The sequence below is a fragment of the Arthrobacter sp. OAP107 genome, from assembly GCF_040546765.1.
Lineage (GTDB): Bacteria > Actinomycetota > Actinomycetes > Actinomycetales > Micrococcaceae > Arthrobacter.
The window spans coordinates 3,746,496-3,772,062 of sequence record NZ_JBEPOK010000001.1 but is presented as its reverse complement, the minus strand read 5'-3'; the positions used below and the strand labels follow the sequence as shown (position 1 = coordinate 3,772,062).

Sequence of the window (25,567 nt, the reverse complement as noted above, 5' to 3'; positions counted from 1 at the left end):
GCCCGGGGCTAGCCCCGCCGTGCGATAAAATTGACTGGTCAGCGTTACCGCTGGGCACACGGACGGATGCCGATCGGCAGCCCGGTGGGTTACGGAGAAACCAGTCATGACGGAAAAGAACAACCGGAAAACCGGCAAGATCATCGCCGTCGTTGCCATTTGCGCTGCGGTTGCGGCCGGCGGTATCGGCGTCGCCACCGCTCCCGGCTGGGCCAACCCCGCGCCCCAATCCGAGGCCTCCAGCCCTGTCCGCAACGAGCCTGGCCTCGCCACTCCCGTGGTCAAGGCGGTGGAGCTCGGTGTGACACCGCTCGACGGCGCCAAGGGCGTCAACCCCGCCGTGGCGCCCTCTGTCAAGGCGGTCAACGGCCGCGTCCAGGACGTTGTGCTGGTGCCGGCCGCCGGGGGAGAGACCGTCAAGGGCACTGTCAGCGCCGACGGCAGCACGTGGACGGCCATGGACCCGCTGGCCTTCAACACGCCCTACAACTACAGCTACACCATCGTGGATGAGGCGGGCCGGGAAACCAAGAAGGTCCAGACCTTCACCACGGTGGAGCCCGCCAACGAGGCGGACGCCGCCGTATACCCGGAGAACGGCTCCACGGTCGGCGCAGGACAGCCCATCGACATCGTCTTCAGCGAACCCGTCACCAACAAGGCGGCGGTTGAAAAGGCCGTCAAGATCACCGTCTCCTCCAAGCAGCCCGTGGCCTGGCACTGGTACTCGGACCAGAAGGTCCGCATCCGCCCCGAGAAGTTCTGGGCCTCCAACAGCCAGGTGAGCGTGGATATGAAGCTGTTCGGGGTGGACTTCGGCAAGGGCATGATCGGCAACTTCAACGCCAAGGTGCAGTTTAAGGTGGGCCGGCAGCGCCTGGCGGTGGTGGACGACAACACCAAGACAATGAAGGTCTACTTCGACGGCAAGCTGGTCAGGACCGCGCCGGTCACCCTTGGCGGCACCGACTGGCTTTCCCCATCCGGCTATGCCGTGATCATGGAGCAGGAACGGCACTCCAAGTTCAACGCGGGAAGCATCGGCCTGAAGCCCGGCGACAAGGGCTACTACCCGCCGCTGACCGTGGAGTACGCCAACCGGCTCACGTCCTCGGGCGTCTACGTCCATCAGGCGCTTGAGTCCGCATGGAGCTATGTGGGCGTCGCCAACATCTCCCACGGCTGCGTGGGGCTGCTTCCCGTGGACGCTGCCTGGTTCTTCAACAACATGAAGTCCGGCGACGTGGTGCAGGTCCTGAATACGGGTGCCGCCCCAATCGAGCCGCTCGAGGGCTACGGCGACTGGAACATCCCCTGGGCACAGTACGCGAAGCGCTGACGCGCCACGCCAAACGGCAGGGACAAACGCTGGAGCGGTACTAGCTGTCCCCGGACGCCGTGAACGGCAGCCGGTGAAGCCGTGCCCCGATCCGATTGCTTTCCGTGCGCGCCGCGCCCAGTCGGCGGAGTTCGCGGGCGCGCCGTTCGGCCAGCACCGCGGCCAGGTAGTCATCCGGCGTGGTTCCGGGCGGCGGTGACGGTGCCACATAACCGGACATCTCGGTGGCGAGGGCCGCGGCCATGCCGCTGCGCGACAACGGCGACATCCGCGGCGCCTGGCGCATGAACTGGGCGGCACGGCGTCCGAGGGCGTCCGGAATCCGGCCGATGTCCGCGGCGTGTGCCCAGCCGGCCAGGTGCCGCGGCATGACGGGCACGATCGTGGGCTCCACCGGGACCCTGCTCCGGAGTGCATAGGTGCCCGCCACGATGTCACCCAGCCGGCGGGACCTGCCGTCGAAGAGGGCGACGGCGATCGCAACGCCGCCGAACGTCAGGTAGATCTCCAGGAAGCCGATCAGCGCCCTGATGACAGCGTGCCGGAAGCGGATGGCTCCGCCGTCATCACGGACTATCCTCAGACCGGCCGCCAGCTTCCCGAGCGAGAGGCCCCGGGTCAGCGTCTCCACGGTTGCCGGGACCATGACGAAGCACAGCACCACGCTGACCAGGGTGAGCGCCGTGGCGGCGGCCTCGTCCAGCTCATCCCGGGCGGCTGCCATGGCCATCAGGATTGCTATTAGTAGCGCGGTATGGAACACCACGTCCAGCAAAAGGCCCAGGGAACGGGCAGCGAAGGAAGCCGGACGGAGTTCAAGGACGACTGCCTCGCCTGTGATGAGTGGACTCAATTCCTGCCCCGTACGTCGTTCCGGCCACCGGTCGCCTAAGTCTAGTTCCCCGCAGGCTAGGGTAGGAGCGTGGACATGGACGCCTTCTCCGCCGTCAACTCGGACACATGGTCGCGGCTGCATCACCTTGCGAACAAACGGCGCCTGAGTGGTGCCGACGCCGACGAACTCCTGCGCCTGTACCAGGTCACCTCCGCGCACCTTTCCCTGCTGCGTTCCACCGGGCCGGAAAGCGGCCTGTCCGCGTCCCTGTCCGCCACGCTGGCGCAGGCCCGCACCCGCTTCACGGGTGCGCGGTCGAACTTCATGGAGGACCTGGCGCAGTTCTTCGTGCTCTCGCTCCCGGCCGCCCTGTACCGGATCCGCTGGCTGACCATGGCCTGCGGTGCCGCGTTCTGCCTTGTGGGCTGCGCCTTTGCCCTGTGGATTGGCACCTCGCCGGATGCCCTGCGGGCCGTGGCGTCGGAAGCGGAGGTCCAACGGTACGTCGAGCAGGATTTCATCGACTACTACTCGGAGAACCCTGCGGCGTCGTTCGCCGGCGCAGTCTGGACCAACAACGCCTGGATCAGTGCCCAGGCCGTGGCCCTGGGCATCACCGGTTTCTGGGTGCCCATGATCCTGTTCGCCAACGCACAGGGGGTGGGGGTGGCCGCAGGGATGTTTGCCGCGGTGGGAAAGACGGACGTGTTCTTCAGCTACATCCTGCCGCATGGACTGATGGAGCTGACGGCGGTGTTCGTGGCCTGCGCGGCCGGGCTGAGAATCTTTTGGGCCATGGTGTCGCCGGGCAACCGGACCCGGTCCCGCGCCGTCGCGGCGGAGGGCCGGTCCATGATCACGGTGGCGCTTGGCCTGGTCCTGGTGCTGTTTGTCTCCGGTCTCGTGGAGGGATTCGTGACCCCCAGCGCGTTGCCGGTGTGGGCGAAAATCAGTATCGGTGCGGCCGTGCTGGCGGCATACTGGTTATATGTGCTGGTGTGCGGCGGACGGGCCTACCGCTCCGGCGCCCGCGGCGACCTGGGCAGCCAGGACACCGGCTATACAGAACTTGCAGCCTGATTATGACTGCCGGCCGATTATTCGCGCGGGTGGCGGGGTGGCACATCGCGGTGCCGGAGCGGCTGACGGTAGGCTCTTGGGGAGATACAAAGCGCTGCGTGGCCCGGCATTCCGGTGACCATGGAGCGTGGACGCCTACGGAAGTGAAGCTGCAGTGAAAGACAATACTCCGACACCGTCCGGACGCCTTGATCCGCGGCTGGATCCGGCGGCAAGCCCCGCCCTGGATCCCGCGGAGGGCACTGACGAGCCGGCGTTTGAATGGATGAAGCCCGCGCCTGCAGCGCGCGCAGCCGAGCGGGAGGGTGCACCCGGTGCTGCCTCCGCCTCTGCAGCACGTCCCGCCGCCTCTGCAGCACGTCCCGCCGCCGGTGCTGCTGCAAATCCGGCGGCCGGTTCCGCTGCGGCCCAGCCGGAAAGCCGTGCCGACCGCAAGGCGGCGGAGGCGGCCGCCGCCGGGAACGCCGAAACTGACCCACACGCCGAAGCTGACCCGGACGGTGAGCCCGGCCGGAACGCGCCGTCAGGCCAGGAACACGGCTTGGGCCGGAAATCGGGCACCCGCCAGCCGGCCGGTTCCTCCGCGATGGGCACGCACTACAGCGAGCCGCTTCCCACCTCCGCCCTGCAGGTCCGTCCGCCGGAGGAGGAAGTGGAGCGCCGCAACGCCGAGCGGGAGCAGGCCGCCAGGGCCAAGCCGGTGCTGCCGCGGTTCCTCCAGGTCCTGCTGGCCATCTTCTACCCGGTGATCCTCATGGTCCTGGCTGTACGCGCAGTGACCAGCCCGCTCTTCCTTTGGGTGGAGTACCACCGGCCCGGCTTCCCCGGGGACGGCTACGGCTTCAACGCGGACGACCGCATGACCTACGGCTCCTACGCCGTGGACTACCTGAGCAACTGGTCCGGTCCGCGCTACCTCGGCGAACTGGTCAACCGCAGCGGCGAAAAGCTGTTCAAGGACGGCGAGGTCAGCCACATGGCCGACGTCAAGCTCGTCTTCCTGTCAGCCTTCGGAGCCGGGGTACTGCTGATCCTGATCAGCATCATCGCGATCATTTACCTGCGGCGCCGCACACCCGGCGGAGTCCGCCGCGGGCTGTTCGCCGGTTCCATCGTGACGCTGGTGCTCATCGTCGGCCTGGGCACGCTGGCCGCCCTCGGCTGGCAGCAGTTCTTCACCGAGTTCCACCACATCTTCTTCGCCGCCGGCTCCTGGACGTTTGCGCTGGAGGACACGCTCATCCGGCTCTTCCCCGGGCAGTTCTGGATCGACGCCGGCCTGGTCATCGCCGCGCTCGTCCTGATCACGGCCGTGGTGACGCTGATCCTGACCTGGCCCACCCGCAAGCGCCGCGGACTGGCCCCGGCCCGGAAGGGCCGCAAGGGCGACGTGGGGGATGGCGACGTAAAGGACGACGCCCACGACGCTCCGGAGACAGGCACAAGCACCGCACGGCCCGTCAACCTCTAGCGGCCGGAAGGCAGCGGTGGCGGGAAGGCAGCGGTGGCCGGATAGAACAGCAGGCGGGCGGGCCGGAGGGCCCGCTCAGCCGTACAGCTGCTCGATTTCCGCCGCAAAGTCCTTGACGACGGTGGCCCTCTTGAGTTTGAGGGAGGGCGTCAGGTGCCCGGAGTCCACGGTGAAGGCGGCATCCAGGACCTGGAACTTGCGGATGGATTCGGCCTGGGACACGAGGCTGTTGGCCTGGTCCACGGCCTCCTGGATGGCGCCGCGGACCGCGGGATCCGTCCGGGCTTCCGCGGGGCTGAGCAGCGGAACGCTGTTCGCCGTGCACCAGCGCTCAAGGCCCTCGGGATCGAGGTTGACCAGGGCAGCAACGAACGGCTTCCCGTCGCCCACCACCACGGCTTGGCCCACGAGCTGGTGTTCGCGGATCTTCTCTTCCAGCGGCCCGGGAGCAACGTTCTTTCCGGCGGCGGTGACCAGCAGGTCTTTTTTGCGGCCCGTGATGGTGAGGAACCCGTCGGCATCCAGCGAGCCCAGGTCCCCGGTGCGGAAGAATCCGTCCGTGAATGCCTCGGCGTTGGCCGCCTCGTTGGCGTGGTAGCCCCTGAACACGCCGATGCCCCGGACCAGGACTTCACCGTCTTCAGCGACGCGGACGGTGGTGCCGGGCGCCGGGATCCCAACCGTGCCCACCCGGGCGAGGTCAACGGTGTTCACCGTGCACGGCGCGGTGGTCTCCGTCAGGCCGTAGCCTTCAAGCACGGCGATCCCCGCACCCCGGAAGAAGTGCGCGTCGCTGGCGTTGAGCGGGCTGGCGCCGGAAACGGCGTACTTCATGCCGCCGCCGAACACCTGGCGCAGCCGCGGATACACGAAGCGGTCGAACAGCGCGTGCTGCGCCCGCAGCACGGCACCCGGCCCGCTGCCCTTCCCGCGCCGGGCGGCGTCCAGTGCCTCCGAGTAGCGTACTGCCACCTCCGAGGCGGCGCTGAACAGCCGTGACTTCCCGGCGTCCGTCGCTTTCTGTTCCGCTCCGGCCCGGACCTTCTCGAAAATGCGGGGGACAGCCAGCAGGAAGGTCGGCTTGAACGTTCCCAGGTCATCCAGCAGCTGCGCGGCGCCGGAGCTATGGCCAACAGTCACTCCGGCCGTAAGGCACACCACCTGGACCGCCCGGGCCAGCACGTGGGCCAGCGGCAGGAACATAAGGGTCCTGGCGTTCTCCTGCTGCAGCAGCTCGGGCAGGAACGCCACGATGTTCCTGGCCACGAGGGCGAAATTGCCGTGCGTGATCTCGCAGCCCTTGGGCCGGCCCGTGGTGCCGGAGGTGTAGACGAGCGAGGCGACGTCCGGCAGCGCGGCTGCAGTGCGGTGCCGCTCCAGTTCCGCGTCTGACACGCCGGCCCCTGCGGCGGCGAGGCTGGCAAGGTTGGGGGCTTCGCCGTCGTAATCCATCCGCACCACAGGCAGGAGGCGGCCGGCCAGCACACTGGAGGCGGACAGGACCTGGTCCAGCAGTGCCGCCTTCTGGCGGTCCTCAACGAAGACCCGCCCGGCGCCGGAGTCGGACAGGATCCACTCCACCTGGCTCGGCGAGGAGGTTTCGTAGATGGGCACGGTCACGCCGCCTGCAAACCAGATGGCGAAATCCGCCAGCGTCCACTCGTAGCGGGTGGCCGACAGGACTGCGACGGTGTCCCCGGGGGCCAGGCCGCCGGCAATGAGGCCTTTGGCCAGGGCGGTGACCTGGTCAAGGAAGTGCCCGATGGTGACGTTCTGCCAGCCGCCGGCGTCCCGGCGGGCGTAGACGGCGTGCGAAGGATTGTGCCGGTAGCAGTCCAGGAGCAGGTCGGTGACGTTGTTGCTTTCCTCCAGTGCAACCATCAGTTCCGTGCTTGCTTCCCTCACGGGCGGCTCTCCATTTCGTTGATGATCACGTCCGGGTTCCACCTGCCATCGTGCCTCAGATCCAGGAAGGCATCCACATCCTGAACCGCCAGTCCTGGTAGGTGATCATTTCGGCAGTCCAGACGGGGTAGAAGAACGACGAGACGAGGACCGCGGCCACGAGGAACAGGGCAACCCCGTACAGCCCGGAGCGCCGGCGCCACGGCGGGTCGGTGGATTTCCCCAGCACCAGTCCCAGGCAATACACGAGCGCCAGGACCAGGAAGGGCTCGAAGGACACCGCGTAAAAGAAGAACATGGTGCGCTCCGGGTACATGAACCACGGCAGGTAGCCGGATCCGACGGCAGCCAGTACCGCCCCGGCACGCCAGTCGCGCCTGCCCGCCCACCAGAACAGGAGGATGACGAGCGAGATGGCGGCGCTCCACCAGATCAGCGGGTTGCCGACGGACAGGATGGCCGTGGTGCAGTTGGCGAAATCGCAGCCGGGGGTGCCCTGCTTGGGGGACTCGTAGAAGAAGGAGGTGGGCCTGCCCATCACGAGCCAGCTCCAGGCGCTCGCCTCGTAGGGATGCTCGGAGCTGAGACCCTGATGGAACTTGTAGGCCTCAAGGTGGTAATGCGCCAGTGACCTGAGCGAGTCCGGCAGCCAGCCCCATTCCGCGCTGGGGTTGGTCTCCGCCCACCGCCGGTAGTACGCATCGGCCGACCGGAACCACCCGGTCCAGGTGGCTGCGTACGTTAGGGCAGCCACGGGAACGATGCTGACGAAGGCCAAAAGCCCGTCCTTGATGATTCCGGCGCTGATCCAGCCGCGGACGCCCGCGGTGCGGCGGGCACTCAGGTCCCAGAACACGGTCAGGAGCCCGAAACCGGCCAGGAAGAACAGCGCCGACCACTTGGTGCCGACGGCCAGGCCCAGACAGATGCCCGCCACAACCCGCCACCAGCGGACGCCCAGCCACGGGCCGGACAGCAGCTGGAGCGTTGATGGCCTGCCGGTGGTGGAGGCGGCCGCCTGCCTGGCGAGCCGGGCCGCGAGCCTGCGCCGGCCGTCGTCGCGGTCCAGTAACAGCGCCCCGAACGCGGCCAGGACCCAGAACATCAGGAAGATGTCCAGCAGCGACGTGCGGGACATGACCAGGTGGTGGCCGTCGACGGCGAGCAGCAGCCCGGCCGCCCCGCCCAGGATGAGGGAGCCGAAGAGTTTCTGGGCGATCAGCGCGAGGAGAGCGACGGAGAGCGTGCCTGTCAGTGCCGCGGCGAACCTCCAGCCGAAGGGGTTGTCTGCCCCGAACAGCCACATGCCTGCAGCGATCATCCACTTGCCCACGGGTGGATGCACCACGTATTCGGGGGTGTTCAGGAGCACGTTGGGGTTGCCGGCGACGAATGCGTCGTTGGCCTTTTCCGGCCAGCTCCGCTCGTAGCCGCTCACCAGCATTGAGTAGCCGTCCTTGACGTAGTACGTTTCGTCGAACACGAGGGCGCGGGGGACGTCCAGCCGGACGAACCTCAGGATCCCGGCCACGACGGCAGTCAGCGCGGGAACCAGCCAGAACCAGAGCCGGAGCGACGGCGGGTAGTCCCGCCAGGTGCGGATGCCGCCGATCAGACGCCGGGTGAGGGCGTCTGCCGTGAACGCCTCCGAGGGGCGGGCGATCCAGCGCTTACCGTCCAGGCCGCGGCCTTCCGCGGCGGGTGCGGAAGGCGGGGTACTTGCTGGTTCGGCCCCGTCAGGCCGCACGGAGGTCTGCGTCACGAGCCCATGCTACCGTTTGCGGCTGGTCCAAACCCGAAGGAAGGCGAGAAGGCCGGGCGGCAGTAGGCTGGATCCGTGGACCATGAAGCGAGCACCGACCCCGACAGCAGTTCGGACCCATCCAGCAGTGCTGCAGCACCGGCTGGCAGCGACGAATTGGCCGACAGCGCGGGCAGAACTGGGCAGGACCTCCGCAGCGGCGGTCCGGGACGGATCGTCCTGGCGGCAACACCCATCGGCAATGTGGGTGACGCGTCCGCCCGGCTGGTGGAGCTGCTGGCCACGGCGGACATCGTGGCGGCCGAGGACACCCGGCGCCTGCACCGGCTGGTGCAGAGCCTGGACGTCACCGTGGGCGGGCGGATCATCAGCTACCACGAGCACAACGAGGCCACGAAGACCGCGGAGCTCCTGGAGCAGGTCCGCTCCGGAAAGACACTCGTGATGGTCACCGATGCCGGCATGCCCGCGGTCTCCGACCCCGGGTTCAGGCTCGTCGAAGGCGCGGTGGCCGCCGGCCTCACGGTCACGGCCGTCCCCGGCCCTTCCGCCGTCCTCACCGCGCTGGCCCTGTCCGGCCTGCCCACGGACCGGTTCTGTTTCGAAGGGTTCCTGCCGCGGAAGGCCGGCGAACGCGCCTCGCGCCTGGCGGATCTCGACGCCGAACGCCGCACCATGGTCTTCTTCGAGGCGCCGCACCGGCTTGAGGCCATGCTCCGGGCGCTGCACGAACGCTTCGGCCCGGAGCGGCGCGCGGCGGTGTGCCGCGAACTCACAAAGACCTACGAGGAAGTCCTCCGTGGCTCGCTCCGGGAGATGCTGCAGTGGGCGGAAGCCAACGAGGTGCGCGGCGAGATCGCCGTGGTGGTGGGAGGTGCGCCGGAGCGTGCACCCGGCTCGCCGGAGGACGGCGTGGCCGCGGTCAACGAACTCGTGGCCAAGGGCGTCCGGCTCAAGGAAGCAGTGGCGGCCGTCGCCGAGGAAACCCGCGTGAGCAAGCGGGAACTGTACTCCGCGGTGCTTGCCTCGCGGTGACATTCCTGCCCGGGTGAGCCTGCTCCGCTGAGCCCGTCCCGGCGGCGCTGCTGACTCCCGCTGCAGCCGGCCGGCGACCGCTTTCAGCCGCCCCGTGACGCCGTCGGGGGCTGCTGTGCAGCTGCACAACAAATAGCGGGACTGGCAGTGCGCCGATGCGTAGACACTGCCGAGATCCCCGGCAGTACCGTGGCTTTAATCCAGCCAATCAAGCAGCGGGCGGCAGACGGCGGCAAGCCGTGTGCAGGAGCTGCATATAACCGGCAATCCGATTGCTGACGAGGGAGTCACCGTGTCTGTTACTACACAGTCCACTGCTACCGCAGAACGCGAAAGCGAATTGCTCGCGTCTGTTCCCACCGGCCTGCTCATCAACGGCGAGTGGGGTCCCGCGGCGTCGGGCAAGACGTTCGACGTCGAGGACCCGGCCACCGGGAAGACGCTGCTGAGCATTGCCGACGCCGGTCCTGAGGACGGCGCCGCTGCGCTGGACGCGGCCGCCGCCGCGCAGGAGTCCTGGGCCAAGGTGCCGGCGCGGGAGCGTGGCGAGATCCTGCGGCGCGCCTTTGATCTGGTCACCGAACGGGCCGAGGACTTTGCGCTGCTGATGACCCTGGAAATGGGCAAGCCCCTGGCCGAGGCCCGTGGTGAGGTCACCTACGGCGCCGAGTTCCTGCGTTGGTTCTCCGAGGAAGCCGTCCGCGCCTTCGGCCGCTATTCGGTCTCCCCGGACGGCAAGTCCCGGCTGCTGGTGACCAAGAAGCCGGTCGGCCCGTGCCTGCTGATCACGCCGTGGAACTTCCCGCTGGCCATGGCGACGCGAAAGATCGCCCCGGCCGTCGCGGCCGGCTGCACGATGGTGCTGAAGTCTGCGAACCTGACCCCCCTGACCTCGCAGCTGTTCGCGGCAGTCATGCAGGAGGCGGGTCTGCCTGCCGGCGTCCTGAACGTGATCCCGACCTCCACCGCGGGTGCCACGACCGGCCCGCTGATCAAGGACTCCCGGCTGCGGAAGCTCTCCTTCACCGGTTCCACCGAGGTGGGCCGCCGCCTGCTGTCCGACGCCTCCGAGACGGTCCTGCGGACCTCGATGGAACTGGGCGGCAACGCCCCGTTCGTGGTCTTCGAGGACGCCGACGTCGATGCCGCCGTCGCCGGCGCCATGCTGGCCAAGCTGCGGAACATGGGCGAGGCCTGCACCGCCGCGAACCGCTTCATCGTGCACGAGTCCGTCGCCGACGAATTCGCCGAGAAGTTCGCGGCGAAGATGAAGGAGATGACCACCGCCCGCGGAACCGAGCCTGAGTCCAAGGTCGGCCCGCTGATCGACGCCAAGAGCCGGGACAAGGTCCACGAACTGGTCACCGACGCCCTCTCCTCCGGTGCCACCGCCGTGGTGGGCGGCGCCCCCGTGGACGGTCCGGGCTACTTCTACCAGCCCACCATCCTCAAGGGCGTCAGCGAGGGAACGCGGATCCTGTCCGAGGAGATCTTCGGCCCCGTCGCCCCGATCACCACCTTCTCCTCCGAGGACGAAGCCGTACGCCTGGCCAACAGCACCGAATACGGGCTGGTGGCCTACGTCTTCACCAAAGACCTGAACCGCGGCATCCGGATGGGCGAGCGGCTCGAGACCGGCATGCTCGGCCTGAACGCCGGCGTCGTCTCCAACGCGGCAGCACCCTTCGGCGGCGTCAAGCAGTCCGGCCTGGGCCGTGAGGGCGGCCTCGAGGGCATCGAGGAATACCTCTACACCCAGTACATCGGCATCGCCGACCCCTACGCCGGCTAACCAGGCAAGGTCCGGACACACCCAGCGCAACAGCAAAACGGCACTGGCCTGCAGGAATCCTGCGGGCCAGTGCCGTTTTGTATGTCGGGAGGTTCTCCCAGCCTTTAGCGGGCCGCGGCCCGGGCCTGCTCGTACTCCTCGGGGGAGACCGGGGTGGCGTCCGGCGTCCCCAGCTGCTGGAGGGGGATGCGGTGCGTCTCCCTGGCGGACCAGGCCGCTATGGCGCCGATGACCGTGATGCCGAAGCAGATGGACCCGACGGTGAGCGGAACGTTGACTGAGCCCGGGGGAGCGACCACCGCGAAGAGGCTCGGAAGGAAGGACGTGATCAGGAGGCCGATGTTCTGGGAGATGGCAAACCCGGTGACCCGCGTGCGGGAGGGGAAGAGTTCCTGGAAGAAGCTCGCGAAGGTGGCGTTCCAGACCTGGTACAGCGTGCCCCACATCAGGATTGCGAGGACGATGGTGAGCGGCACGTTCTTCTGGCTGACCGCGTACAGGTACCCGTATGCCAGCGCGCCGGAGCCCAGCGAGCCGACTATCATCAGCGGCCGGCGGCCGAACCGATCCGAGAGATTGCCGAACCAGGGGATGAGGGCGAGAGCGATGACGTTGGCCAGCACCGGAATCCAAACGTAGACCGTGGTGCTCATGCCAATGCCGTACCCGGGCTGCGTGGCGTAGGCTGCGCCGAACACTGCGACGGTGACGCCCACAACGTTGACCAGCGTCATGCAGACCGCCCGCACCACGTTCAGCCCGCTTTCGCGCAGCACCTGGACCACCGGCATTTTGGGAACGTCCTTGTGCGCCTTCTCCTCAACAAAGACGGGCGTCTCCTCCACGCGGCGGCGGATCATGTAGCCGGCGAACACCACCAGGGCGCTAAGGATGAAGGGGACCCGCCAGCCCCACGCATGGAAGTCTTCGGAGGACAGGGCAGCCGAGAGCGGGAGGAAGACCGCAGCGGCGATAATCTGCCCGGCCTGGGTGCCCTGGAGGGCGAAGCTCGCGTAGAAGCCGCGGCGTCCGAACGGTGCGTGCTCCACGATCATGGCGCTGGCCCCGCTCAGTTCCCCGGCCACGGCAAAACCCTGGACGAGGCGAAGGACCAGCAGCAGTGCCGGGGCCAGGATTCCGACCTGGTCGTAGGTGGGCAGCAGGGCCACCGCGAAGGTTGAGGCGCCCATCAGCAGCATGGCCAGGACCAGGACGTTCTTGCGGCCGTGCTTGTCACCCCACTGGCCAAGGACAAAGGCCCCGATCGGGCGGGCGACGTATCCCACTGCGTAGGTGCCGAGCGACGCAATCAGCGCGACGGTCGGGTTGCCGGCGGGGAAGAAAACGGTGGGGAAGACCAGGGCGGCCGCCTGGGCGTAGATGAACCAGTCGTAGTACTCAAGGGCGCTGCCCACCCATCCGCTGGCGGCAGCCTTCCTGGTGCTGCTCGTCCGGTGCGTGCCGGCCTCTTGCGATTCAGCCGAAGTCCGCAGCTTGTGTGTGTCGCTCTTCATGTCGTCCTCCTTTGGACAATCGTCTGCCCCGCCGGATGCGCCCCGTCGCTGGGTGTCGGATCAGGTGGGAGGTTGCGCCCCGCGCCGCCACGGCTGCTGCGGTCCGCGGACATTTTTCCTTGGTTTCCCAAGTTCCCTTGGCTTTGGAATGCGCTTTCCCGTTCCTCAAAGATAAGGTGGCGACGGTCACATATCAAACGTCGGGAGTGGCGGCTGGATGGCGCGGCAGTGGGCGTCCGGGTGGGCGGCTGGCCTCCGTGCGGCCTAGCCTTCCCGGAGCCGGCGGAGGCCGCTGCGGGTCCTGCGCCACAGCACCGAGGCTGCGTGTCCCACCCCCAGCGCTGCCCGGCCCAGCACGCGGAAAGGCCATCCCGCCACGGCTCCCCAGTGGGAAAGGACCGACGGCGGCAGCCAGTCGGCGCGGAGACGGCCGGCTAAGCGGGCATTGCGGCGCAGCTCCTGCCGCACCTGGCCGATGTGCCCGACGGCGGCCTCCCCCGGCAGGCCGACGCGGGTGCCGTCCCGGCCGGCGGGCCGGCCGTACTGATGCCGCTCGTAGGCATCCGTCAGGACCGTCACGGCCTGGACGGCCCCGGCGTCGGGCCCGTGTCCAGGGCCGGGTGATGACCCGGCCCGCTGGCCCATGGCCGCGGACCCACGCAGCCGGGCCGAGAACGTCCGCGGCGTCTCGCTCGGTTCGGGACGCACGCCGTAGTCCGTGGCCAGGTCCTGCAGTTCGGACCAGACGAGCGGCGGCTCAGCCAGCCGGTCCCGGCCGGTGCCTGTTCCCCGGAGGCGCCTTGCCCTGATGCCTCCGCGCACCAGGCGGGGTGTGGCGGCCAGGAGGACCAGCAGCAGAACCCCGGCGGCGCTGTAGAGCACAGGCGCCAGCTGGTTCCCGGCGTCGGCCGTTCCGCTCCCCGGAAGGGGCAGTGGGACCGGAGCCGGTGCGGGGGTGGCGGTGGCACCGTTGCTCGGCACCAGGCCGTCATTGTTCTGGTCGTTGGTGCTGGCGCCGCCGGACGTCGAGGAGTCCTGCGCATAGGGCGGGACCACGCCTCGCGAGGGGGTGGGTTCAAACGGAACCCAGCCGAGGCCCTGGAAGTACAGCTCGGGCCAGGCATGGGCATCACGGGCGTCGACCTCGAACTCCGGCAGCGCTCCCTGGCCGGCGACGGACACCGTGGCGCCGGTCAGCCTGCCCGGCGCATAGCCCACTGCGATCCGGCTCGGGATGCCTTCGAGCCGGGCCATGACTGCCATGGCGGAGGCGAAGTGGATGCAATAACCGCTCTTCTGGGTCAGGAAGTCCGCCAGGACTGACAGTCCGTTTCCGTCATAGCCGCCCTGGACAGGCGACTCCAGCGAATACGTGAAGTCCGGGCCGCGCAGGAACCTCTGGATCGCCATCGCCTTGGCATAGGCTGTGCGGCCGCTGGCAGTGACGGACTCGGCGGTGATCTGGACGATCTCCGGAACGTTCGACGGCGGGCGGATGAACTCGTCGGGAACGCCCCGGACTGGGGCGGAGGACGTATCCAGCAGTTCCGTGGTCAGTTTCGGCACCGAGGACTGCACCAGGTATTGCTGGTCGCGGGAGTTGGTGTCGGTGCCTTTGATGCTCAGGGTGGCCGGGTCCCAGCTCCACCGCCCGGTCAGGCCGTTGACGGATTCGGGGGCATACGGGACGGGAAGGTACGGGCTGGTGAAGTCCCCGGTGTTGACCACCGTCACCTGCCGGATCTGTTCGGGTGCCAGGATCTCGTGGCCCACGTCCATCCGTCCGGTGCCTGCCCGGCGGCTGGAGTTGCGGTCGTCCGGGGACCAGGACTCGCCGTCGAACCTGTCAACTGTGACCGAGCGCAGGTAGAGCGGCGTCGTGGCGTTGGTTGCGTAGGTGATCCTGCCCTCGCCCGTCGGGGTCCGCAGGCTGTTGCCAAGGCTGATCATGGGGTTAAGTCCTGTGGCAGTACCCCAGGGGTTCAGCCGGGAGCCCTGCGGGAACGTGCCCTGGTCGAAGCCGGGCACCACGAGCTGCAGCAGCAGCGTAGCCACCAGAGCCACGGCTCCGGTCAGGGTGGCCCGCCGGATCTGGCCGGGGTTGCGGGCCGTGTCCGCCTGTGTCCGCGCATCGGGGGCAAACCACTGGCTGCACGCGAGGATCACCAGATAGCCGGCCGCCGTCACCGCGAAGCCCAGCCATCCGACGCTCTGCGGCTTGATCATGGCCGGAACCACCAGCACCGCGAGCAGGCCCAGGCCGCTGGTGGCGGGCATGCCCAGGGGGAGGGCCAGCGCGTCCACGAGGATGACGACGAGTCCCAGCGCCGCGCACGTCACCAGGACGATGCCGGCGTTGGGCGCTACCGGTGAGCTCTCGGCCAGTACCGTTTCGCTGGCCCGGCGAAGATACCTGCCCAGCGCGTCGAGGGTGGCCTGGGACGGGAGGAAACCCGCGATGCTGTCACGTCGGAAGAAGGTGAACGTCAGGATGAAGGCCAGGGACACCAGGCCTCCCGCAGCCACCAGCACGGGCGCCGCCCGGAAGGTGCGGAGCAGGGCCATGGTCAGCGAGACCACCACCACCGTGGTCAGGACAGGCAGGAACCACGCCCATCCCCGAAGGACGCCGTTGAGGGACAGTGATGCGCCGCAGACGGACACCGCCACTGCGCCGGCCATGACCCAGGGGTAGGGTCCGGCCCTGAACCGTCCGCTGCCGGGGGAGGCCGGCACGGGCTGCGGCTGGGCATCCGCTTCCGCCTGCCGCTGTGATGTCAGTGTCATCGCCCTACCTCCGCCCCGCGGCGGACGTCCGCCGCAGCCGTCCACATGGCGGCGTCGCCCTCGTCGAAGTACATCCAGGCGGCCGGCAGCGAAGTGGACGCCTCGACGGCGACGGCGCGCCAGCCGCCCAGCCGCAGGGCCTCCAGAACATCGTGGCAGTCAGCGGGTTTGTCCGTGATCACCACGGCAAACGCGTTGGCGGCGTAGCCGGCCGCGGGGGCGAGGGCGCGCGCCTCCGCGAGGGAGATGTTTCCGAGCAGCGCCAGGACCGGGCCGCGCATCCGGTGGGCCGCGAGTTTGTCCATGAGCCGGTCGTCGAAGACGGACTGGGCCGGATCGGCGCTGCCGGCATGTTCGCGGCGGCCGGCGTCGTGCTCCCTGCGCGCGTGGTGCGGCCCCGTCAGCTGGATCGCGGCAAGGCTTTCGGCGATCGACTGGAGGCCGGCTGCGCCGCTGTACTCCTCGTTGTCGGGCTCCGGGGCCGAGGACGAACGGTGGAAGGCGGGCTCGCCGGCCGCGTCCAGGAACCGCAAAGAGTAGTTGAGCTCGGCGAGGTGGGCGCCCACGGACATCGCCGCTGTGACGGCCCACTCGAAGGTGTCGCTGGTGACGAGGTCGCTGCCGTCATCGCCCGGGCTGCCGAACACCGAGCCGTAGCCCGAGGAATGGGCCACGAACCGGTGGTCCAGGATGACCGTGGCCTCGGGTGTGGTGACGGATTCCTCCTGCCGGACCATCAGGGCGCCGTGCCGGGCGGTGGCCGGCCAGTGCACCCGGCGCATCGGATCGCCGTGCCGGTACTCGCGCGTCATGACGTCGTCGTCGCTGGGGTTGGCCCGGGTCCGGGTGGCGGTGATGCCGTCGTTGCCGCGCGCGCCGGCAAGGCCCGTGGACGGAAGCTCGACGGGGGCCGGCGTCACGGTGAGCGTATCGCCGTCGTCGATTGAATGGCGGTGCAGCGACAGCCCGAATGGGTCTGTGAACTCGGCCGTGACGGGGCCGATGGTGAACTGTCCGCGCTTTCCCGAGCGCAGGTGGTATTCGTAGCGGCTGGTGCCGCCCGAGGCGGACCTGGCGGGAAAGCGGAACGCCGGCGATTCACCGAACCGTGGCGGCAACCGCTCCTCCATGATGACCCGCCCTGTGCCGAGCCCGGTCCGGGCGACGGCAAGCCGGACCATGGTGATGGAGTCCGTCTCGACCGTGGAAGGGCTGAACTCCCGGTATACCCGGAACCGCGGTTTGACCACCCTGATGCCGGCCAGCGAAACGAGCGGCAGCACCACCAGCAGGACTCCGAGGGCCAGGAGGTCGCGGCGGCCCATGACCTGGGCACAGAGCAGCGAGACCACGCCGGCCGCCAGGAGTCCCCAGCCCCGGGAGCTGAAGAGATGTCGGGGGAGGCTGTCCAGCAGTGCCACGGTGACGGTCCTGACTAGCGGCTATGGCGGAGTTCGGGCGATGTCCGCCCGGCGTTTGCCGTGTCCGTCATCTCCTGGCTGACGGGGATCCGGGCCAGGACGCCGCGGACCACGCCCTGCGGGGTCTCGCCCGTGCTGGCGGCTTTCCGGTCCAGGATGATCCGGTGCGCCAGCACGGCCTCGGCGACGGCAACGACGTCATCGGGCAGCACGAAGTCACGGCCGTCCAGCGCCGCCGTCGCCTTCGCGGCCCGGAGCAGCTGCAGCAGCGAGCGCGGGCTCGCGCCAAGGCGCAGCATGGCGCTGTCGCGGGTGGCCCGGCCGACGGCCACGGTGTACTCCTTCACGGCTTCGGAGACGAACACCTGCTGGACGGTGGCGATCATGGCGGCCACATCCGCCGCGGTGACCACGGCCTTGATCCCGGCCAGAGGCGACGTGGCCTGGTGGGTCTCGAGCATTTCGATCTCGGAGTCCTTGTCCGGATACCCCATGGAGATCCGGGCCATGAAGCGGTCCCGCTGGGCCTCCGGGAGAGGATACGTCCCCTCCATCTCGATGGGGTTCTGGGTGGCCACCACCATGAACGGTTCGCCCAGCTTGTAGGAGTGTCCGTCCACCGTGACCTGGTGCTCTTCCATGCATTCGAGCAGGGCGGACTGCGTCTTGGCGGAGGCCCGGTTGATCTCGTCGCCTATCACGATGTTCGCGAACACGGCACCCGGGCGGAACTCGAACTGGCGCGAGGACTGGTTGTAAATGGAGACGCCGGTGACATCGGAGGGGAGGAGGTCGGGGGTGAACTGGATCCGGCTGACGGAGCAGTCGATGGTGCGGGCCAGCGTTTTGGCCAGCAGCGTCTTGCCCACTCCGGGGACGTCCTCCAGGAGCAGGTGGCCCTGCGCGAGCAGGACCGTGAGCGCCAGCTTCGCGGCCTCGGCCTTGCCGTCGATGACCGTATTGATGGCGGTGAGGATGCGTTCGCTGGCGGCACGGAAAGCCGGGGCCTCAAGGGGAACGGGCTTGTGTCCGTTGAGGGGGTTGACGCCGCGCGCAGCACTTCCAGTGAAGCCCTGTCCGCCGGGGAGTGCTTCATCGATCGTGATGCGTCGGTTCGGTTCCATCGGCAACCTTTCAACCCAGAACGAAGCGGAACGAAGCGGCGGAGGTCTGCCGTTGCCCTCGTGGGCGCTCACATCCGTCCGTAACCAGCGTACTAACACAACTGCCATGGCTAACAGAGAGTTCCCCGTAAATCTCCGGGTAATGCCGAGCGTAATCTACGGGTAAAGCCGGGGGACGAGGCACAGCCCGCGGCGGTGGGAAAGACACGGCCGGGGCGGCCGCTAGGCTGGAGGAATGCGGCATTCCCTGACTCCCCGGCCCTACCGTGTTCCCGGCAGCGACGGCTCCGGCAAGCGCGGCTTCCCGCCGGCGCCCGAACCGTTGCCGGTTCCCGTGATGGACAACCACACGCACTTGGACTTCCCGACTGACGATGTCCGGGTGGACATTGCGGCTGCCCTCGATGCGGCCGAAGCCGTGGGTGTGTGCGGTGCGGTGCAGGTGGGCTGCGACCTCGAATCCTCGAGGTTTACCGTCCGCGCCGTCGACCTGGATCTACGCCTTTTGGGGGCCGTGGCCCTCCATCCGAATGATGCGCCGGACTATGCCGCCCGCGGTGAGCTTGAGGATGCCCTCGCGGAAATCGAGGAGCTCGCCGCCCACCCCCGTGTGCGCGCCATCGGCGAAACCGGCCTGGACTTCTTCCGCACGGAAGGCGAGGGGCTGGCCCATCAGCGTTACTCCTTCCGCCGGCACATCGATATCGCGAAGCGGCTGGACCGGACCCTGCAGATCCACGACCGGGACGCCCACGACGACGTGGTCCAGGTCCTGCGCGAGGAAGGCACTCCGGAACGGGTGGTGTTCCACTGCTTTTCGGGGGACGCCGAGCTCGCGCGGATCTGCAACAGCGAAGGATGGTTTATGTCCTTCGCAGGGACGCTGACCTTCAAGAACGCCACCAACCTCAGGGAGGCGCTCGCCGTCGCCGATCCGGAACTGGTGCTGGTTGAAACCGACTCGCCGTTCCTCACCCCGCACCCGCACCGCGGCCGCCCCAACGCCAGCTACATGGTCCCGTACACCGTGCGGGCGATGGCGGAATTGACAGAAAAGGACCTGTCCGGGCTGTGCGCCCAGGTGAGCGCAAATACCGTGCGGGCGTACGGATCCTGGGACTAGGCCCCTGCAGGCCGTCCGAGCGGAAATGCATACCTGGTAGGCAAATATTTTGGATGCTTTATAACGCTTCGGTTACAGTGAAAAACTATTAGCCGGGGTCGGGGAAGGCCTCCGGATGATGTAACTCACTTTCGTGACAGGCAGGGCGCCTACGGATGCCCTGCCATGTGAGTGTGGCGACGCACATGCCTGCGGCCTGCTCCGGCCTGCCCGGAGCCACCACTTCGGTGACCGCGCGGGTCCCCCATGTGCGTTTTTCCCCGTGCCCGGATGGCTCAAAAGTTACGGGCAATCGTGGTCAACTTCTTCACGTCAGACGGCAAGTTCAGTTTCATCAAGGTCGGCACGCAGCTGGTGGTGCTCTCGGCCCTCGTGCTGGGGCTCGTTGCCTTCGTGGGCAGCAACAAGACAGTCACCCTGAACGTCGACGGGAAAGTAAGCTCCGTGCAGACCTTCGGCGGCACCGTCGAGCAGGTGGTCAAGAGCGCGAACGTCGAGCTGCACCCGGCCGACCGCGTCTCTCCCGCGCTGGGCGCCAGTGTTGAGAACGGCTCCGTCATCAACGTGAACATGGCCAAGGCCGTGAAAGTCAGCCTGGACGGTGCAGAGAAAACCGTAAGCACCACGGCTCAGGACGTGGGCGGGCTCGTGACCCAGCTCGGTGTGGCCAGCTCTTCGGAGCTCTCCGTGCCGAAGGACGCGCAGCTGGCAGTGGACGGTTCGTTCGTGGCCATCTCGACGCCGAAGACCGTCAGCATCATCGCCGACGGCAAGGCCAGGAAGACCACCACCACAGCCGCCAACGTCGGCGAGGTCCTCAAGGACGCGGGCATTCGGCTGGCCTCCGCCGACCGGACATCGCAGCCGGCGCACGCCCCGGTGGTCAACAACATGGTGATCAAGGTGTCCCGCGTTTCGGGCAAGACCGCCACCATCACCGAAGATATCGCGTTCCAGACCCTGACAACGGACAGCGCCACCCTTCCCAAGGGCGAAGAAAAGGTCACCCAGGAAGGCGTTGCCGGCGAGACGACCCTGACCTACAAGCTGGTCCTGGTCGACGGCCGGGAGGCCTCCCGGACGCTCGTCTCCAAGACCACCACCCGCGAGCCGGTAACTGAGAAGATCACGGTCGGCACCAAGGAAGCGCCCAAGCCGGCAGCAGCCGCAGAGGCCGACGGCGGGAACACCAGAGCAGCAGCCCCGGCCATGATGAACGCGGGCATGTGGGACAAGATCGCCCAGTGTGAATCCGGCGGCAACTGGTCCATCAACAGCGGCAACGGCTACTACGGCGGCCTGCAGTTCGATATCCAGACCTGGATCGGCGCCGGCGGCGGCGCCTACGCCCCGAACGCCAGCCAGGCGTCCAAGGCGCAGCAGATCGACATCGCCAACCGCATCTACGCGGAGCGCGGCCTGCAGCCGTGGGGCTGCGGCTGGGCCGCCAGCAGCTAGTCCACCGGCGCCGGCAACCACTGGCACAAGCAGACCCCCGCCACCGCGGCAGCTGACCACAGCCGCGGCGGCCGCGAAGGCCGGGTCCGGAACTTCCGGGCCCGGCCTTTGCCGTGCCTGCCGACACCGAACCCCGTTCCATGTGGGACGCCGGGATAGGATACCTAGGTGACTGACCCGACCCCCTCCGCCTCCGGCACCGCGCCCGCGCCACTGTTCGGTGCCTCCGATATCCGCAGGCTGGCCGGGGAGATCGGCGTCCGCCCCACCAAGACGCTTGGCCAGAATTTCGTCATCGACGGCAACACCATCCGCAGGATCGTGGCCGCCGCCGGCATCGGCGCGGACGAGACGGTCCTCGAAATCGGGCCCGGGCTGGGGTCACTGACGCTGGGGCTCCTCGACGCCGCCAAGGCGGTGGTCGCCGTCGAAATTGACCCCGTCCTGGCTGCGAAGCTGCCGGAGACCATCCGGCAATGGCGGCCCGACTCCACCGGCGACTTCCACCTGGTCCTCGCCGACGCCATGAAGGTGACTGAACTGCCGGCCGAGCCCGCAGCGCTCGTCGCCAACCTGCCCTACAACGTCGCGGTGCCCGTGGTGCTCCACCTGCTGCAGCACTTCCCGTCCATCCGGCACGGCCTCGTGATGGTCCAGGACGAAGTGGCCGACCGGCTCGCCGCCGAACCCGGATCCAAGATCTACGGGGTGCCTTCGGTCAAGGCCGCGTGGTACAGCAGCATGCGCAAGGCCGGCGTCATCGGCATGAATGTGTTCTGGCCGGCCCCCAAGATCCAGTCCGGCCTCGTGGCCTTCACCCGCCGCGAGCCGCCGGCCACCACCGCCAGCCGCAAGGAGGTCTTCGCCGTTATTGATGCGGCGTTCGCGCAGCGCCGCAAGACGCTCCGCGCAGCCCTGGCCGGGTGGGCCGGCAGCGCCGCCGAAGCGGAACGCTGCCTGGTGGCGGCCGGGGTTGACCCCACGGCGCGCGGCGAAGTGATCGACATTGCCGCGTTCGCGCGGATTGCCGAAGCCCGCAACGCCTCGGAGGCCTGATGGCGCTCCACGGCCTGAAGGGGCGCTTTGCTGCGAGGACCGTCCGGGTCAAGGCCCCCGGCAAAGTAAACGTCTCGCTGGATGTGGGGCCGCTGCGGCCGGACGGTTACCACTCCGTGGCCAGCGTCTACCTGGCTGTGTCGCTGTACGAGGAAGTCGCGGCCACCAGCACGTCATCCGACGGCATCACCGTCAGCATCAGCCCGGACAGCACGCTGGACCTCGACGGCGTGGACATCCCGCTCGACGAGCGGAATCTCGCCTACAAGGCGGCCGCCATCATGGCCGATGTGTCCGAACACTCCACCGGCGTGCACCTTGAAATCACCAAGCGGGTGCCCGTGGCGGGCGGCATGGGCGGCGGTTCCGCGGATGCCGCCGCCACGCTCCTGGCGTGCGACGCGCTGTGGAACAGCGGCCTGTCCCGGGACGAGCTCGCCCAGCTTGCCGCGGAGCTCGGAGCGGACGTTCCCTTTGCACTGCTGGGCGGCACGGCCGTGGGGCTGGGCGTGGGGGATGACCTGTCGCCTGCACTGGCGAAGGCCCAGATGGACTGGGTGCTGGTGACGGCCGAGTTCGGGCTGTCCACCCCGGAGGTCTTCCGCACCCTGGACCGGCTCCGCGACGCCGAGGGCCTGGACGCCGAGGAGCCCACGGCGGTGGACCCCAAGATCCTGCAGGCCCTGCGCGGCGGCGACGCCGATGCCCTGGGCCGGGTGCTGGTCAACGACCTGCAGCGGGCGTCCATCGAACTCGCCCCCGGACTCCGGGATACCCTGGGCCTCGGCGAATCCTGCGGAGCCATCGCCGGGATCGTTTCCGGGTCCGGTCCCACCGTGGCGCTTCTGGCCCCCAATCCCGAAGCGGCGGAGGACCTCGCCGGGCAGCTGGAGCACAAGGGCCTCACCGCCCTGGCCGTCCACGGCCCGGTGCCCGGCGCCCGCATCATCTCCGATACGCTCCTTTAATACTTCCACCTTCACAGCAGAAAGCAGTTCCCCGTGGCACACCTGCTCGGCGGCGAGAACCTCAAGGTCTCGTACGCAACCCGCACCGTTTTGGACGGCATCACCCTTGGGCTCGAAGAGGGCGACCGGATCGGGATGGTGGGCAGGAACGGCGACGGCAAGTCCACACTGATGCGGCTGCTGGCACTGCGGTCCACACCGGATTCCGGCCGGGTCACCAAGCGCGGGGACGTCAACGTCGGCTACCTGGACCAGAGCGACGTGCTCGATGCCGACCTGACCGTGGGAACCGCGATCGTGGGGGACAAGGCAGACCACGAGTGGGCCGCCAACCCCCGGATCCGCGAGATCATGGGCGGCCTGGTGTCCGACGTCGACTGGCACGCCAACGTGCACGCCCTCTCCGGCGGCCAGAAGCGGCGCGTCGCATTGGCCAAGCTGCTCATCGAGGACCATGACGTCATCATGCTCGACGAGCCCACCAACCATCTCGACGTCGAGGGCGTGGCCTGGCTGTCGCGGCACCTGAAGACCCGGTGGCGGCCCAACCAGGGCGCTTTCCTCGTGGTCACCCACGACCGCTGGTTCCTGGACGAAGTCTGCAACAAGACCTGGGAAGTCCACGACGGGATCGTTGACCCCTTCGACGGCGGTTACGCCGCCTACGTGCTGGCCCGTGCCGAACGCGACCGCACGGCGGCCGTCGTCGAAAGTAAACGCCAGCAGCTGGTTAAGAAGGAACTCGCCTGGCTGCGCCGCGGCGCCCCCGCCCGGACCTCCAAGCCCAAGTTCCGGATCGAGGCGGCCAACGCCCTGATCGCCGACGTCCCCGAGCCCCGCGATACAACAGCCCTGAACAAGATGGCCACCGCGCGCCTGGGCAAGGACGTGCTGGACCTGGAGAACGTCTCGCTGGACTTCGAGGGCGGCGATCCGGAACAGGACGCCGGCCGGAAGCTGTTCAACAACATCACCCTGCGGCTCGCGCCGGGGGAACGGCTGGGCCTCGTCGGCGTCAACGGCGCCGGCAAGACCACCCTGCTCAAGCTCCTGAACGGCGAAATCCAGCCGTCGGCCGGAAAGGTCAAGAAGGGCAAGACGGTGGTCACCGCCGTGCTGACCCAGGAGGTCAAGGAGCTCGACGACGTCGCCGACCTGCGCGTCATCGAGGTCATCGAGCGCGAAAAGCGGTCCTTCAACGTGGGCGGCAGGGAGTTCACGGCCGGCCAGCTCGTCGAGCAGCTCGGCTTCACCAACCAGAAGCAGTGGACGCCCGTCCGGGACCTGTCCGGCGGTGAGCGGCGGCGCCTGCAGCTGCTCCGTCTGCTGGTGGGCGAGCCCAACGTGCTGATGCTGGACGAACCCACCAACGACCTCGACACCGACACCCTCGCCGCCGTCGAAGATGTCCTTGACGGCTGGCCGGGCACCCTCGTGGTGGTCAGCCACGACCGCTACCTGCTCGAACGCGTCACGGACCACCAGATGGCACTGCTGGGCGACGGCAAGATCCGCGGCCTTCCCGGCGGCGTCGACCAGTACCTCGAACTCCGCGAGAACGCCCTGGCCGGCTCCACCGTCACCGGCGGCGGAAACCCCGTCACCGGGCCCTCCGCCGCCGGGCAGGCAACCCCCGCCGGGCCGTCCGAAGCCGAGAAGCGCGAGGCCCGCAAGTCCCTCAACCGCGTGGAGCGCCAGCTGAACAAGCTCGCCCAGCAGGAAGAGAAGATCCACGTCCAGATGGCCGCCAGCACCAACGACGGCGACTTCGAACGCCTCGGCGACCTCAACAGGCAGCTCAAAGACCTGACCGACGAAAAGGACGCCCTTGAGCTCGAATGGCTGGAGGCGTCAGAAGTCCTCGGCGACTAATTGGTTGAGGGCTGGGTGCCCGTGCCCCGCCTCCGCCAGTTCCCGAGAGCACCCGGAAGGTGAGCAGGAAATCACGGCTCGCTGCGAAGCTCCGGGTCCTTTTTGAGGCCGGTCAGGCCGTTCCAGGCGAGGTTGACCAGGTGGGCGGCGACGGCGCGTTTGTCGGGCTGGCGGGCGTCCTGCCACCACTGGCCCGTCATCGCCACCATGCCCACGAGCATCTGCGCGTACATGGCGCCGTCCACCGCGCTGAACCCGCGGCGGGCGAATTCGTCGGACAGGATGTGTTCAACGCGGGCGGTCACGTGCGAGAGCAGGGTGGAAAAGGCGCCTTCAGGCTGGGACGGGGGAGCATCCCGCATGAGGATCCGGAAGCCGTCGGTGCGTTCCTCGATGTAAGTGAGCAGGGCAAGGGCGGCGCGTTCCACCAGGACGCGCGGCTTGGCTTCGTCGGCCAGGGCGTCGTTGATGGCGGCGAGCAGGATGCGGAACTCGTACTCGACGACCTGCGTGTACAGGCCCTCCTTTGAGGCGAAGTGCTCGTAGATCACCGGCTTGGAAACGCCGGCGGCGGCTGCGATCTCCTCGATGGTGGTGCCGTCCAGGCCCCGCATCGCGAATAGGGACCGGCCTACCTCAATGAGCTGGGACCGGCGCTGCGGTCCGGTCATCCGCGACCGGGGGATGCGCGCCGCCGCTGCTTCGGGCCGTGCTGGCTGGTTCCCCGGACCGTCAGTTGTCCCTGTGCTGTTGCTCACCGTCCCATCATGCCCTATGTCAAGCGGCGGGCAGGGGCGGTGCCGGGTCCCGGCGCGCTGCCCCGGCCGGCGCCGGCGCACCCGAAGCGCCGAGGTCGCACGAGCGTCAACGTTCGTGGCAGAATTGGTTCTCGTGCCCAGGCTTAGCCCCGGGCATGGTCCGCTCTGGTGTAATGGCAGCACCCCGGCCTTTGGAGCCGTGGAGTATAGGTTCGAATCCTATGGGCGGAACAGCTGCATCAGAGGTGTCCAGTAGGATGAACCCTG

General features: G+C 68.3%; 18 protein-coding genes and 1 tRNA gene. 11 read left to right on the top strand and 8 right to left on the bottom strand.

Annotated elements, in window-relative coordinates; genetic code table 11:
• The first annotated feature begins 106 nt into the window (after positions 1–106).
• The gene (locus ABIE00_RS17250; RefSeq protein WP_354261936.1) at positions 107–1,339 is read left to right on the top strand and encodes a L,D-transpeptidase; all 1,233 of its coding nucleotides are present in this window, start codon (positions 107–109) and stop codon (positions 1,337–1,339) included.
• Between the two features lie 40 nt (positions 1,340–1,379).
• Here ABIE00_RS17250 and ABIE00_RS17245 read toward each other — a convergent pair whose 3' ends face one another.
• Positions 1,380–2,192 (bottom strand): RDD family protein, encoded by an 813-nt coding sequence (locus ABIE00_RS17245; protein ID WP_354261935.1) that lies wholly within the window; start codon positions 2,190–2,192, stop codon positions 1,380–1,382.
• A 69-nt stretch (positions 2,193–2,261) separates the two neighbouring features.
• On the opposite strand from ABIE00_RS17245, the gene ABIE00_RS17240 reads away from it, so the two are divergent.
• Positions 2,262–3,254: a stage II sporulation protein M gene (locus ABIE00_RS17240; RefSeq protein ID WP_354261934.1), complete on the top strand. Its 993-nt coding sequence runs from the start codon at positions 2,262–2,264 to the stop codon at positions 3,252–3,254.
• 154 nt (positions 3,255–3,408) lie between these two features.
• Positions 3,409–4,725, top strand: coding sequence for a TIGR01906 family membrane protein (locus ABIE00_RS17235; protein WP_354261933.1), 1,317 nt, complete (start codon positions 3,409–3,411; stop codon positions 4,723–4,725).
• Positions 4,726–4,800: 75 nt separating this feature from the next.
• Here ABIE00_RS17235 and ABIE00_RS17230 read toward each other — a convergent pair whose 3' ends face one another.
• Both ABIE00_RS17230 and ABIE00_RS17225 read right to left on the bottom strand, forming a co-directional pair.
• On the bottom strand, positions 4,801–6,630 hold the full coding sequence (locus ABIE00_RS17230; protein WP_354261932.1) for an AMP-dependent synthetase/ligase: 1,830 nt from the start codon (positions 6,628–6,630) through the stop codon (positions 4,801–4,803).
• 55 nt (positions 6,631–6,685) lie between these two features.
• The gene (locus ABIE00_RS17225; protein ID WP_354261930.1) at positions 6,686–8,392 is read right to left on the bottom strand and encodes a dolichyl-phosphate-mannose--protein mannosyltransferase; all 1,707 of its coding nucleotides are present in this window, start codon (positions 8,390–8,392) and stop codon (positions 6,686–6,688) included.
• 156 nt (positions 8,393–8,548) lie between these two features.
• On the opposite strand from ABIE00_RS17225, the gene rsmI reads away from it, so the two are divergent.
• Positions 8,549–9,427, top strand: coding sequence for a 16S rRNA (cytidine(1402)-2'-O)-methyltransferase (rsmI, locus tag ABIE00_RS17220; RefSeq protein ID WP_354263403.1), 879 nt, complete (start codon positions 8,549–8,551; stop codon positions 9,425–9,427).
• 292 nt (positions 9,428–9,719) lie between these two features.
• Positions 9,720–11,219 carry an NAD-dependent succinate-semialdehyde dehydrogenase gene (locus ABIE00_RS17215; protein ID WP_354261929.1) on the top strand — a complete coding sequence of 500 codons (1,500 nt, stop codon included), beginning with the start codon at positions 9,720–9,722 and terminating at the stop codon, positions 11,217–11,219.
• 104 nt (positions 11,220–11,323) lie between these two features.
• Here the strand turns inward: ABIE00_RS17215 and ABIE00_RS17210 are convergent, their stop codons facing one another.
• The 4 genes from ABIE00_RS17210 to ABIE00_RS17195 form a co-directional block, all read right to left on the bottom strand.
• Positions 11,324–12,733, bottom strand: coding sequence for an MFS transporter (locus tag ABIE00_RS17210; RefSeq protein WP_354261928.1), 1,410 nt, complete (start codon positions 12,731–12,733; stop codon positions 11,324–11,326).
• A 264-nt stretch (positions 12,734–12,997) separates the two neighbouring features.
• Complete coding sequence (locus ABIE00_RS17205) at positions 12,998–15,520, bottom strand: transglutaminase TgpA family protein (RefSeq protein WP_354261927.1); 2,523 nt, start codon at positions 15,518–15,520, stop codon at positions 12,998–13,000.
• Complete coding sequence (locus tag ABIE00_RS17200; RefSeq protein WP_354261926.1) at positions 15,517–16,941, bottom strand: DUF58 domain-containing protein; 1,425 nt, start codon at positions 16,939–16,941, stop codon at positions 15,517–15,519. Before ABIE00_RS17200 ends, ABIE00_RS17205 begins: the two co-directional genes overlap by 4 nt.
• A 14-nt stretch (positions 16,942–16,955) precedes the next feature.
• Entirely contained in the window at positions 16,956–18,065 is a 1,110-nt protein-coding gene (locus ABIE00_RS17195) for an AAA family ATPase (protein WP_354261925.1), read from the bottom strand.
• Positions 18,066–18,300: 235 nt separating this feature from the next.
• On the opposite strand from ABIE00_RS17195, the gene ABIE00_RS17190 reads away from it, so the two are divergent.
• The 5 genes from ABIE00_RS17190 to ABIE00_RS17170 all read left to right on the top strand — a co-directional run bounded on the left by ABIE00_RS17190 (position 18,301) and on the right by ABIE00_RS17170 (position 24,542).
• The gene (locus ABIE00_RS17190) at positions 18,301–19,188 is read left to right on the top strand and encodes a TatD family hydrolase (RefSeq protein ID WP_354261924.1); all 888 of its coding nucleotides are present in this window, start codon (positions 18,301–18,303) and stop codon (positions 19,186–19,188) included.
• Positions 19,189–19,458: 270 nt separating this feature from the next.
• Positions 19,459–20,646, top strand: coding sequence for a resuscitation-promoting factor (locus tag ABIE00_RS17185; protein WP_354261923.1), 1,188 nt, complete (start codon positions 19,459–19,461; stop codon positions 20,644–20,646).
• Between the two features lie 168 nt (positions 20,647–20,814).
• A complete protein-coding gene (gene rsmA / locus ABIE00_RS17180; protein ID WP_354261922.1) occupies positions 20,815–21,702 on the top strand; it encodes a 16S rRNA (adenine(1518)-N(6)/adenine(1519)-N(6))-dimethyltransferase RsmA in 888 nt (295 codons plus the stop codon).
• Positions 21,702–22,670 (top strand): 4-(cytidine 5'-diphospho)-2-C-methyl-D-erythritol kinase, encoded by a 969-nt coding sequence (locus tag ABIE00_RS17175; protein ID WP_354261921.1) that lies wholly within the window; start codon positions 21,702–21,704, stop codon positions 22,668–22,670. Before rsmA ends, ABIE00_RS17175 begins: the two co-directional genes overlap by 1 nt.
• A 33-nt stretch (positions 22,671–22,703) precedes the next feature.
• Positions 22,704–24,542: an ABC-F family ATP-binding cassette domain-containing protein gene (locus tag ABIE00_RS17170; RefSeq protein WP_354261920.1), complete on the top strand. Its 1,839-nt coding sequence runs from the start codon at positions 22,704–22,706 to the stop codon at positions 24,540–24,542.
• A 71-nt stretch (positions 24,543–24,613) separates the two neighbouring features.
• On the opposite strand, the gene ABIE00_RS17165 is transcribed toward ABIE00_RS17170, so the two are convergent.
• The gene (locus ABIE00_RS17165; protein WP_354263402.1) at positions 24,614–25,213 is read right to left on the bottom strand and encodes a TetR/AcrR family transcriptional regulator; all 600 of its coding nucleotides are present in this window, start codon (positions 25,211–25,213) and stop codon (positions 24,614–24,616) included.
• Between the two features lie 246 nt (positions 25,214–25,459).
• Here ABIE00_RS17165 and ABIE00_RS17160 point away from each other — a divergent pair.
• Positions 25,460–25,531 (top strand) — tRNA-Gln (locus tag ABIE00_RS17160).
• The last annotated feature ends 36 nt before the right edge of the window (positions 25,532–25,567 follow it).

Coding starts and splice junctions, on each gene's coding strand:
- ABIE00_RS17195 (WP_354261925.1), bottom strand. CDS start 18,065: ATGGAACCGAACCGACGCATCACGATCGATGAAGCACTCCCCGGCGGA.
- ABIE00_RS17165 (WP_354263402.1), bottom strand. CDS start 25,213: ATGACCGGACCGCAGCGCCGGTCCCAGCTCATTGAGGTAGGCCGGTCC.
- ABIE00_RS17205 (WP_354261927.1), bottom strand. CDS start 15,520: ATGACACTGACATCACAGCGGCAGGCGGAAGCGGATGCCCAGCCGCAG.
- ABIE00_RS17210 (WP_354261928.1), bottom strand. CDS start 12,733: ATGAAGAGCGACACACACAAGCTGCGGACTTCGGCTGAATCGCAAGAG.
- ABIE00_RS17175 (WP_354261921.1), top strand. CDS start 21,702: ATGGCGCTCCACGGCCTGAAGGGGCGCTTTGCTGCGAGGACCGTCCGG.
- ABIE00_RS17190 (WP_354261924.1), top strand. CDS start 18,301: ATGCGGCATTCCCTGACTCCCCGGCCCTACCGTGTTCCCGGCAGCGAC.
- ABIE00_RS17185 (WP_354261923.1), top strand. CDS start 19,459: ATGGCTCAAAAGTTACGGGCAATCGTGGTCAACTTCTTCACGTCAGAC.
- ABIE00_RS17250 (WP_354261936.1), top strand. CDS start 107: ATGACGGAAAAGAACAACCGGAAAACCGGCAAGATCATCGCCGTCGTT.